This window comes from Paenibacillus sp. FSL H8-0048, from assembly GCF_038002825.1.
Classification (GTDB): domain Bacteria; phylum Bacillota; class Bacilli; order Paenibacillales; family Paenibacillaceae; genus Paenibacillus_AQ.
This window is the reverse complement of sequence record NZ_JBBODF010000001.1, coordinates 720,896-732,085: the sequence shown is the minus strand read 5'-3', so window position 1 is coordinate 732,085 and position 11,190 is coordinate 720,896. Positions and strand designations below refer to the sequence as shown.

Here is an 11,190-nt window from a genome sequence, read left to right as displayed (position 1 = left end):
ATGGTTATGGACTATCAAGCCATTGCCGTTAGCCACCTGGGCGATGGACTGTACAGCATCCGGCTGAGCCGTCCCGGGTCCAGGAATAGCCTGTCTGCCGTTCTTGTATCCGAGCTGCTGGCTGCCTTGGGAAGACTTGAAGCGCTGGACGGCTGCAAAGCTATTGTTCTGGAAGGCACCGGCGGTTATTTCTGCACAGGGATGAACTTCCAGGCATTCGTGGACGGGGAGGCTGCCGGAGGAAGCGCTGATTCCGGTGCCCCACCCTCCGCAGACTTTATGCAGCTCTTGAAGAGGCTCGGCAATCTGTCCAGGATGGTGATTGCCAAAATCGACGGGCAGGTGCTTGCCGGCGGCATCGGACTTATGGCCGCCTGCGATTATGTCATCGCCACACCGCGCTCCACCTTCGCTCTGCCGGAGGCCATCTGGGGCCTCGTTCCCGCACTGGTCAGCCCTTATCTGATCCGCCGGACAGGCTACTGGCAGGCGTACAAGATGACGCTAACCACACTGCCATTGTCTGCGGAAGAAGCGCTGGGGTGCAGACTGGCTGATGAGGTGACCGATACCCCGGATGCTGCCGTCCAGCGGCTGTACCGGAGAATCAGCCGGATCTCGCCGCAGACGGTCCGGGAAATTAAGGGCTATTTCCGGGAGATGTGGATCATCAACGAGCGGATGGAGAAGGCTGCCGTGGCGGAGATCGACAAGCTGACCGCATCACCGGAGGTGAGGGAGAACATTCAGAATTATGTACGTTATCAAAGATTTCCTTGGGAGAAAGAATAGGGGTGCAGACAGGTGCAATATACAGCGTTCGCAAGGCAATATGAACAATTTCTCTCCGAGACGGTGAGAAGATGCCATCTGGAGCTGGAAGGACCGGAGGGAAGCTACGGGTTGAAGCTCAGCGTGGTTTCCTTGCCGCCGGAGGACGGTCCGCTGGACTATCTGAGTGCGGCGGAGAAGGAGCAATATTTCGGCTTCCAGTATCCCAGAAGACGCAACAGCTATCTGCTCGGCAAGCTTGCCGCCAAGATGGCTGCGGCGGGGGAAGAGGATGACCTCGCCGGCATCCAGATTGAACACGGTATTCTGTGCCAGCCGATAGTGTCCGGAAGTACCCGGCGGATTACCATTACCCATTGCGATGGGCTGGGGGCCGCGGTGGATTACGATCCGCGTCTCATGGCGGGCGTCGATATCGAGCTGGTGGACGAGAAGGCTGTGGAGGGAATCAGAAGAATTACCAGTAAGCAGGAGGAGGAGCTGATCAAGGAATCCGGGCCTCTGCTTGCCCTCCCGAACTTTTTGACTCTGCTCTGGACGGCCAAGGAAGCGATGTCCAAGGTCATCCAGACCGGCTTCACCGTTCCCACTGAGCTGTTTGAAGTCAAATCATGCAGCCGCAGCGGACGGGGAGCCATCAGCCAGTTCAAGAATTTCACTCAATTTAAGGCAATATCCGTTCTGCGGGAGGAATATGTTTTTACCATTGTGCTGCCGGCCAAGGCGATGACTGATTCCTCGGAGGCCTTGCTGCTGCAATCCCTGCAGGAGCTGCTGCCGGACTAACCGGCAGACCATAACATTTACATTTTCAGGAGGTGCTGTATGAAAAGTCTTGTCCTTTACACGAGTGTCTATGGAAGCACGAAGCAATATGCGCAGTGGATCGCGGAGGAGCTTGGAGCCGATCTGGCAGACATCGGGAGCTTCGACATGAAGCAGGCAGACCGGTATGACACAGTGATCATAGGCACGTATGTCCGGGTTCAGAAGCTGGTCATCGCCGATTATCTGAAAAAGGTGTGGGGTCACCTGCAGGATAAGAAGGTCATCCTCTTCTCCGTCTCCAAGACGCCTGTACAGAGCGAAGCCACCTTCAAAAACTATACCAAAAGCATTCCTGAGAAAATCCGTGCCGGCCTTACGTATTTCCCGCTGGAAGGACGCTTCAACTTCGAAACACTTGCCGATAAGGATAAAACCATGATGAAAGTCGGCCAGAAAATGACCCGGCTGTTCATGGGCAAGGAAATGGCGGAAGAAATGGTCCGGAACTGCGACGATGTGCGCAAAGAGAATATTTCGCCGATTCTCCGGGAATTGCGCCAGCCTTCATGAGCAGCGGAGCAGCCTTCCAAGCTACGGAGGGATGGCATATCGCCGTCTGTGTCAAGCAGGTACAGACCGCAGGCTCCGGACTGGCGCTGAATCCGGCGGACGTCTTCGCCCTCGAAGAGGCCCTGCGGATTAGACAGCGCCTGGGCGGGAGCGTGACCGCGGTCAGCATGGGTGCGGTATCCGCAGCCAAGACCCTGCGGAGCTGTATCGCACTTGGAGCGGATCGGGGGGTGCTTCTGACCGACAAGCTGTTCGCGGGCGGAGATACACTGGCAACAGCGATTGTCCTCGCCCGGGGACTTCAGCTTCTGGGCCAGCCGGATCTGGTCCTGTGCGGCACGCACTCCACTGACGGGGAGACGGGTCAGGTCGGCCCCGCGCTGGCGGAGAAGCTGGGAGTGGCCCACACCACGCATGTGCAAGAGATTCTTGCACTGGAGGAACGCTTCATCATCTGCAAGCGGATGACGGAGAATGGTTCTGAAATCGTACAATTGGCGCTCCCGGCCCTGATTACGGTGCACCAGGGCATCAACCAGCCGCGAATGGCTACCGTTAAGGGCATTCTGCAAGCGGGCCGCTCTGAAATTACAAGGCTGTCCGCCGCAGAGCTTAGTCTGGACAAGGCAGCCTGCGGGCTTGCAGGTTCCCCAACCCGGGTATTAGCTGTGCGTAATGCCGTAGAAGGGCAGGTACAGCACACCGTCAGCAGTAAGAGCCTTCACGAGCAGATCCAGGAGGTCGCCCGGCTCGTCCTTGGGTAAGGATGCTCCAGAGCGGAACCCCGCTGTATATCTTCGCTACATTCATTAGGATAAGGAGGCAGCCATGCCGAATCAGTGCCTGCGGGCCAGAGAATACGAAGGGATCATGATTGCCTGTGAATACAGTGACGGAATACTCCATCCGGCCGCTTACGAGCTGCTGGGCTGCGCCCGTGAGCTGGCTGCGAAGCTGCAGACGGATATTGCCGTGGTGCTTACCGGCAGCGGAGCCGCCGCAGATGCAGACTCTTGTATCCGACATGGCGCGGACACCGTCTATATACTGGATCAGCCCGTGCTAAGTCCGGTTAATGAGGAGCTTCATACTGCTCTGCTGTATCAGCTAGTGATGGACAAGAAGCCGGAAATTCTGTTATTCTCCTCCACCATACATAGCAAATCCATCGCGGCCACACTGGCCTCCAGATTGAACACCGGCTTAACCGCAGACTGCACCGGGCTGGATATTGATCCGGCCCAGCGCATGCTGCTGCAGATCCGTCCCGCCCGCGAAGGGACGCTGATGGCCACCATCTGCTGTCCGGAGGCCAGACCGCAAATGGCTACCATCCGCCCCGGAGCCATGCTTCCCGCGCCGCCGGGTCCGCACCGCACGGGCCAGGTCATCCGCCCGCAGCTCAAGCTTCCGCAGACGCTCCGCACCTCCGTCCTTGAGGTCATCCGCAGCCGTGAAGCTGCGGATTCCTCCTCCGCTTCGGGTATCATCGTTGCCGCCGGGCGCGGCGTGTGCAGCAAGGAGGGCATGGATCTGGTCCGGGAACTGGCCGCATGTCTGGGTGCAGAGCTTGGTGCTACCCGGCCCGTAATTGACCAAGGCTGGCTGGACTATTCCCGGCAGATCGGCTTAACCGGCCGGAATGTCAGCGGACGGATCTATCTCGCCGTCGGCATATCGGGAGCCGTTCAGCACACCGTGGGCATCCGCAGAATGGACACGGTCATTGCCATCAACAAGGACCGGAACGCGCCGATTCTGGGACTGGCTGCCCACGGTATTGTGGCCGATCTGTTCGAGGCCGTCCCTCTCCTGATTGACCAGGTTAGACACAATATGACAACAGGCAGGTGAGCATATGCAAGAGCGGATAAGCTTTACACAGTTTCAGCAGATTTTCGCCGGATATTTGGGAATTGAGTCCTCCAGACTGACCCCGGAGGTCAATCTGCTGCTGGAGCTGGGGATCGATTCTTTATCCTTAGTGAACGCGATGCTAAGACTCGAGAGAGAGTATCAGGTCATGTTCAATCCCGAAGACCGCGTGATGACCCGGACATTGGGCGAAGCCTACGAACGGTTCAATCACTATAGAAGCCTGGGCGGGGACTTGCAGACCGGCAGTCTATCATCTTAATGGAGAGGAACATGACTATGTTGAATCTGTCTATACGCGCCTTATCCTATTACATCCCTAAGGGGCGCATGAACAACGGGGAGATTGTAGAATGGTTCGCGGAGAATTATTGTCAGGAGCTGCCCAAGGATGATCTGGAGCAGCTCGTGTACGGCAGCAAGCGCAAGCTCGATTTCCTGGAGATAGAGACCCGCTCCTGCTCTGTGGACTACAGGGAAGACGGCTCGGTGCAGATGGCTGTGAAGGTTGCCCTGGAAGCAATCGGCAAGGCGGGGATCCCGGCAAGCGAAGTGGACCTGCTGCTGTTCGTGGGCGTCTGCAATCCGTTCCGTGAGCCGTCGTATGCCATGATTCTCGCACATGAGCTGGGGATGAGCCGGAGCAATTATTATGACATCAACGATACCTGTAACGGATTCCTCAAAGCGATGGAGCTGTCCAGTCTATACATATCTTCCGGCAAATACCGCAATATTCTCGTGGTAACCAGTGAGAATCCGCTGGAGCTGCTGGAGGCCTCCAATTACGCAGGCAAGGTCAGCAGCCTTGCAGACGCGGATTACAAAATGAATCTGCTGTTCGCCGGGGCAGGCGCCGCCGCGATGCTGCTGGGTGCCGATCATGGCGAACGATCTATCCGGTATTACGGGGAGCAGCGGAATCATGAGGATTGGGAGCTGTCCCTTTATGTATCGCCCAAAATCCATATGCCCGTACCAAGCTTCGCGGAGATGGATTTTATGAGCCGGTCGGACGGCCGCGGGATTGCCGCCAAGGTCATTCGCGATATGCCGGGCTTTGTTGAAGAATTCCTGGACGGGCACGGGCTGAGTAAGGACAGTATCGATTATATTTTCTCCCACCAGCTCGGCCGCAATATTACCAATTCACTGCTGAATAAGCTGGAGGTGCAGACAGATAAGGTTTTCCCTGTCAATACGTTTCCCCTGAACGGCAATATGGGCAGCACTAATATCCCTGCGGGCCTGGCTATTGGCGAAGAGCAGGGGCTGCTGCATAAGGGAAATTCTATTCTGCTGCTGGGCAGCGCATGCGGCTTAACGTATGCAGCGGCGTATCTCATATGGTAGGAGAGGGAGGAGAACGATGAAGACTGCGAATTTCCCCGTTCCTAAGCTGATTGTAAGAGAACCGCTTGACCTGGAGATTATCCGCAAAAGAGTCGCTTACGGCAACTATTCCTGCACGGACAAGCTTGTGCCCATGATCCGGGCACGGGGTACGAATCTACAGAGGCAGAAGGACGGGAATCTGCGTATCATCGGCTGGCAGCGGGATATTACCCGTATGCGAAAGCAGGATGTCTCCCTGTCGTTCATGATCCATCTGACGGTAAGCCCGGAAGGGCTGATTCTGGAAGCGGCGGTGGACGAGCTTTTTAACGGCGGGAAGGGTGTGTTGTGTTCCAGAGAGTATCTGGAGCGGAAGCTGAAGGAGGAGCTGGAAGGGGAGCGGTTCGACAGGAAGCTCGCCGCCAGGCTCCGGTTTGACCGGTTTAAGTGCTTTCATATTTATGAGATTATGAGCGGGATTTACAGCTCCTACTTCATGTATAGGCAGCAGGTGGAGGAAGGAGGCACCGGTGCATTATTTTACGAAGAGGATATTGTGGATATTTATGCTGCGGACGGCAATCTGTACTTAACCGGGCTTCAGGCCTTCAGCGGAAAAGAGGAGCTATCGTATACGGTGGTCCTATATGATGTGTTCAATCATATCACCTTCGACCAGGAGGGGTACATGAAGCTGAAATCGCCGGTTCTGGCCGAATTCTATCTGAATGGAGAGCTGGTCCACACGGATGAGATCTATCAGAAGGAGAATGACTATATCTTCATCCGTATGCAGAAGTTCCTGTTCGTCTGTGTGGAGAAATTGAAGGCGGAGCTGTTCCCGGACTACGCGGACAAGATGATGAATACCAACCTCGCCCCCGGCGCGTTCATCGGGATTATCATGCAGGCCATCGGCATCCGTTCATTCTCGAACAATTTCAATTATATCCAGTATATCATGACGGCTATGCAGCGACCCCGCAAACGGCCGGGCTGTATCGGCGCCATTCTGAACGAGGAAGAGGCCGCGCAGCATTTCGAAGGCTTTGATCTATCCTATCTGGGCTGATAAAGGAGACAGGTACACCAATGATCCATTATGAACGTTTGACCATTGATTGCGTACTGGATACGTTACGGCGGGATTACCCCGGCAAGCCTGCCGTGGTGTTCGAGCAGGAGACCGTAACCTTCGCGCAGTTGTATGATTATGCCGCCACGATCGCCGGCAATTTGCTGGACCTCGGCATCCGGAAGAATGACAAGGTGGCCGTACTGCTGCCTAACAGTCTGGAATATCTGTATCTCTACTTCGCCCTGTTCCGGATCGGCGCATGGATCGTTCCCGTCAGCACACGTTATGAGCCGGATGAGATCAGGCGGATTCTGGAGGATTCCGATGCGGAGACGATCATTTATCAGGACCGTCTGGGCATTTTTAATTATGAAGAGATTCTGTTGAAGGAGCTGCGTCCCCAGCTGCCAGCTATCCGCAATTATATTGTGCTGGGCGATGAGCCTCAGGCAGGCAGTCTGCCGTTCTCCTCACTGCTGAGCCCTCTGACCGTTCCGCTGAATAACAGGCTGCTTGAACCTGCTCAGCCTGACGATATTGCGATTCTGGGCTACACCTCAGGAACCACCGGCCACCCCAAGGGTGTGATGATCACTCACCGCAATCTGGTGGCTACCTCTTATTACGGCGGACAATTGCTGGATATCCGGGAGGATATCGGCTTTTCGATTGCTCCCCTCTATGCTGCACAGGGCTTCAATGCCGTGCTGGTCTACTTCGTCTCCTGTATTACGATGAAATGGATCACCAACTTCAACCCCAATGATATTCTGAGCCATGTCGCCAAAAATGGAATTAACCTCTTTCACACCCAGCCGACGATGTGGAGCCTGATTCTGGCCATGCCCTACTGCAAGCCGGGGCTGTTCCGCGAGCTGCGCAAGGTCGTGGTCTCCGGTTCGTTGTGCACCCCTTATCTGGCCCGCTCCATCGAGGAGACTACCCAATGTACGCTGATTAATGCCTACGGCATTATTGAAGCTACCGGTCTGGTCACCATGACGCGGCTGGATGATCCGCCGGATGTCCGGCTGCACACCGTAGGCAGGCCGATTGAAGGCTTCGAGGCCAAGATTGTGGACCGGGACCGCAAGGAGCTGCCGAAGGGCGAGATCGGTGAGCTGGCCATCCGGGGCTATCTGATGAAGGGGTACTACAAGAATGAGGCTAAGACACGTGAGGTGATCGATGAGGAAGGATGGCTGTACACCGGGGATCTGGCTTGTTATTACAAGGACGGCGTCAACATTTGTATTGCCGGACGGATCAAGGATATGGTCATCCGCGGCGGCTTCAATGTCTATCCGGCAGATATTGAAGAATGTGTACTGCACATGGACAAGGTGGAGGATGTGTCGGTAGTCGGGGAGCCGGATGAGATCCTGGGCGAGGCGCTGGCTGCTTTTGTCATCCCGAGGCCCGGAGTCCTGCTGACCGAAGGTGAAGTCAAGGCCTACTGCCGCGGCAAAATCGCCAACTACAAGGTACCCGACCGGGTGCACCTCGTCTCCCAGCTGCCGGTGCTGGAGTCCGGCAAGGTGCAGAAGAATGTCCTCAGAAGGTGGGCCGTGGAAGGAATTCCGGCGGAAAGCCAATTTCTGCTGAATGACGTCATCGTCAGAGGTATGGGCGGAGAGAACCTGTAACATTAACTTGTATTCATTGTATGTTCATAAATCTCAGGGTTGAGGGGCGCTTAATGTGGATTTCAGCTATACCGAGGAGCAGCGGCAGATCTGCAGCCTTATGGAGGAATGCAGCGGGCGATATTTGAACGACGGAGTATATGAGGATGATGAGCACGGCACCTTCCGCAGGGATAAATGGTCCAGAATCGCAGATACCGGCTTGCTTGGACTTCCCTTCCCGGAGCGTTACGGCGGCGCAGAGCAGGGGATGCTGACTACCGCGCTGGCGGTGTACTCGCTGGCGCGGCACTGCCATGACGAAGGCCTGGTGTTCTCGGTGTGCGCACAAATGTCGGCGGCACAGGTACCCCTCTGGGTGTATGGTACCGGAGAACAGCAGACAAGGTATCTGGCACCGCTGATCGGCGGCAGATTCATCGGCAGCAGTGTCATTACAGAGCCTGGGTCCGGGTCCGACTCTTCTGCCATGACCACCTCGGTCGAGAAGCTTGCGGACGGGTATCTGCTGAATGGCGTCAAGACCTTTGCCACACTGGCCCCGGAAGCCGATATCCTGCTGGTGTACGGCAAGCATGCGAACGGATTGCCAATGCTGGATGTGTCTGCTTTTATTCTGGAGGCACAGCAGGAGGAGTACAGGATTGGCCAGATCTTCGGCAAAATGGGTCTGCGGACCAGTCCGATGAGTGAGGTTCTGCTGAACCAGACCCGCATTCCGGCTGACAGGCTGCTGGGACGGGAGCGGCAGGGGATGGGGATCTTCTTCAAGGCAATGCTGTGGGAGCGGATTATCGTCAGTGCTTATCATGCCGGAGCCATGGAACAGCAATATGAACAGACGTATCATTATGCAAGCAAGAGGAAGCAGTTCGGACAAGCTATTCTCTCCTTCGAAGGGGTCTATGACAAGCTGGTCCAGATGCGGCTCCGGTTGGAAACGGGCAGGCTGATGCTGTTCAAGGTATGCGCCGACTTCGATCAGGGACGCTGCGGGATGCACAGTGCTTCTATGCTGAAGCTGCATACCTCCGAATCCAAGGTGCAGAACAGTCTGGCGGCTGTACAGATCTGGGGGGCTTACGGATATGTGAAGGAGAGCGCCCCGGAGAAGCAGATGCGGGATTCACTGGCCTCCAAGCTGTACTCCGGCACAAGTGAGATGCAGAAGAAAATCATGATGGAAGGTCTGGGGGAAGGGTATGAGTGATTATCTGCTTCAGCATTACCTGATCCGCAGCGCCGAACGCTGCCCGGAGCGGACGGCGTTGTATCATGAAGGCCGGGAGCTGACCTATGGCGGTCTCTACCGTCGCAGTCTGCAGATTTCCGATGCCCTGATCTCCGCGGGTATGCTGCCGGGGGAGACTGCTGCAATCTGTCTGGACAAGTCTCCGCAGGCGATATGTGCCATGTTCGGCGTGCTGTTCACCGCAGGAGCGTATATTCCGCTGGATACGACCTATTCTCCTGTTCAGCGGATGCTGACCATCCTGGAGAGCAGCGGGACGCATTACCTGATTACGGAGCGCAAGAATCTTAAGAAGCTGTTGAAGGAGGCAGACTCCGGGCAAGCAGAACATCTAAGATCGCTGCATGTACTGTTTCTGGATGAGAAGGAGGCAGAGTCAGAGGATGACAATGAAGATGGAGCGTATGTCTGCAAAGCCGTTCATGTGGAGACAGAGCAGCCACTGCGTGACCTGCAGAGCGGCAGAAGGCCGCCGATCAGCGAGGATCTGGCCTATATTCTATACACTTCAGGCTCCACTGGAGTGCCTAAGGGAGTGATGATTACCCATCTCAATGCCAGAACCTTCATTGACTGGTGCTGCAGCTACTTCAAGCCGGAAGAGCAGGACCGCTTCTCGGCGGTAGCGCCTTTTCATTTCGACCTGGCGGTCTTCGATATCTTCGTGCCGGTTGCCGTGGGGGCGACTCTGATCCTGCTGGGCACTGAGGTCATACAGCATCCGTCACGCTTCCTTGCTGCAGTCAGGCAAGAGCGGATTAGCTGGATCTACACCGTACCTTCCCTGTGGAATGCCGTAGTCAAATACGCCCAGTTCCCCGATGGCGGTCTGCCTTCGGTGCGCGGCCTGCTGTTCGCGGGAGAGGTTCTGCAGCCGAAGCTGCTGCTGCGGATGATGGAGCTGCTGCCGCAAGCAGATTTCTACAATCTATACGGACTAATAGAGACCAATGTCTGTACCTGTTATCCACTGACGGCTCAACAGGTTATACGGGATGCCCCGGTGCCGATTGGTTATCCCTGCGGGAATACCGGTGTGGTGGTAATCACCGCTGACGGCCGCCTTGCAGGCAGCGATGAAGAGGGGGAGATCTGTGTTAGAGGCTCCATCGTCATGAAGGGATACTATCGTAATCCACAGCTTACAGAGCAGAGCTTCCGCCGGGTTCCCCCGGAATGGGGGCTTGGAGACAAGCTCTATTGTACCGGGGACATGGCTACAGTGGACGAAGACGGCGTACTTGTCCTGATTGGACGCAGGGACGCTATGATCAAGCGCTCAGGCTTCCGCGTTGAGCTGCCTGAGATTGAGCGTGTGCTGTATGAGCTGGAGATGATCCTTGATGCCGCAGTGGTTGATATCGAAGACCATGAGGGCTATCCGCTAATCTGTGCCGCAGTGATCGTGCAGGATGCAGGCAGCTTCACTGTTCTCGGGCTGAAGCAGGAGGTCGGCAAGCGGCTGCCGGGCTATATGGTTCCCGATCTGGTTCATGTATACGACTGCTTCCCGGCCGGGGGCAGCTGCAAAGTGGACCGGCAGCAATTGAAGCTTGAATTCGGCAGGCGGCTGTGAAATACGAAGAGAGAGGAGAACGTATAGATGCAGAATATGCTGTATGAGATTATCGCTGGCGTATGCTATTTCGATCAGGAGGAGCTGCATCCGGGCTTATCGATTGCCGACGATCTGGCCATTACCTCGGTGATGATCGTGGAGTATATCGCCATAGTAGAGAGAAGGCTTGGCATTAATCTGGAGAAGCATGTAGACGAGCTGCTAGGCTGCGAGACGCTGGGCGGACTGACCGGGCTTACGGAAGAGCTGGGCCGGGAGCAGTCTGCACCGGACGCAATGCACACGGGGAGGTAAT

At 56.0% G+C, this 11,190-nt stretch carries 12 protein-coding genes; all 12 read left to right on the top strand.

What is annotated here, in order from left to right; all coding sequences use genetic code 11:
* Window positions 1–792 carry an enoyl-CoA hydratase-related protein gene (locus tag NSU18_RS03425; RefSeq protein WP_341148220.1) on the top strand — a complete coding sequence of 264 codons (792 nt, stop codon included), beginning with the start codon at window positions 1–3 and terminating at the stop codon, window positions 790–792.
* Window positions 793–804: 12 nt separating this feature from the next.
* Window positions 805–1,578 carry a 4'-phosphopantetheinyl transferase family protein gene (locus NSU18_RS03420; protein ID WP_341148219.1) on the top strand — a complete coding sequence of 258 codons (774 nt, stop codon included), beginning with the start codon at window positions 805–807 and terminating at the stop codon, window positions 1,576–1,578.
* 39 nt (window positions 1,579–1,617) lie between these two features.
* Window positions 1,618–2,130, top strand: a complete 513-nt coding sequence (locus tag NSU18_RS03415) for a flavodoxin domain-containing protein (RefSeq protein WP_341148218.1) — start codon at window positions 1,618–1,620, stop codon at window positions 2,128–2,130.
* Window positions 2,127–2,894 (top strand): electron transfer flavoprotein subunit beta/FixA family protein, encoded by a 768-nt coding sequence (locus NSU18_RS03410; RefSeq protein ID WP_341148217.1) that lies wholly within the window; start codon window positions 2,127–2,129, stop codon window positions 2,892–2,894. Before NSU18_RS03415 ends, NSU18_RS03410 begins: the two co-directional genes overlap by 4 nt.
* 64 nt (window positions 2,895–2,958) lie before the next feature.
* Window positions 2,959–3,984, top strand: a complete 1,026-nt coding sequence (locus NSU18_RS03405) for an electron transfer flavoprotein subunit alpha/FixB family protein (RefSeq protein WP_341148216.1) — start codon at window positions 2,959–2,961, stop codon at window positions 3,982–3,984.
* Between the two features lie 4 nt (window positions 3,985–3,988).
* Complete coding sequence (locus NSU18_RS03400; protein WP_341021953.1) at window positions 3,989–4,267, top strand: acyl carrier protein; 279 nt, start codon at window positions 3,989–3,991, stop codon at window positions 4,265–4,267.
* A gap of 11 nt (window positions 4,268–4,278) precedes the next feature.
* Window positions 4,279–5,358, top strand: coding sequence for a 3-oxoacyl-ACP synthase III family protein (locus tag NSU18_RS03395; RefSeq protein ID WP_341148215.1), 1,080 nt, complete (start codon window positions 4,279–4,281; stop codon window positions 5,356–5,358).
* Between the two features lie 16 nt (window positions 5,359–5,374).
* A complete protein-coding gene (locus NSU18_RS03390; RefSeq protein ID WP_341148214.1) occupies window positions 5,375–6,412 on the top strand; it encodes a hypothetical protein in 1,038 nt (345 codons plus the stop codon).
* Between the two features lie 20 nt (window positions 6,413–6,432).
* Window positions 6,433–8,064 (top strand): class I adenylate-forming enzyme family protein, encoded by a 1,632-nt coding sequence (locus NSU18_RS03385; protein WP_341148213.1) that lies wholly within the window; start codon window positions 6,433–6,435, stop codon window positions 8,062–8,064.
* Between the two features lie 55 nt (window positions 8,065–8,119).
* On the top strand, window positions 8,120–9,274 hold the full coding sequence (locus NSU18_RS03380; RefSeq protein WP_341021958.1) for an acyl-CoA dehydrogenase family protein: 1,155 nt from the start codon (window positions 8,120–8,122) through the stop codon (window positions 9,272–9,274).
* Window positions 9,267–10,892 carry an amino acid adenylation domain-containing protein gene (locus NSU18_RS03375; RefSeq protein WP_341148212.1) on the top strand — a complete coding sequence of 542 codons (1,626 nt, stop codon included), beginning with the start codon at window positions 9,267–9,269 and terminating at the stop codon, window positions 10,890–10,892. Before NSU18_RS03380 ends, NSU18_RS03375 begins: the two co-directional genes overlap by 8 nt.
* A gap of 27 nt (window positions 10,893–10,919) precedes the next feature.
* Window positions 10,920–11,189: an acyl carrier protein gene (locus NSU18_RS03370; protein ID WP_341148211.1), complete on the top strand. Its 270-nt coding sequence runs from the start codon at window positions 10,920–10,922 to the stop codon at window positions 11,187–11,189.
* Window position 11,190: the final 1 nt, after the last annotated feature.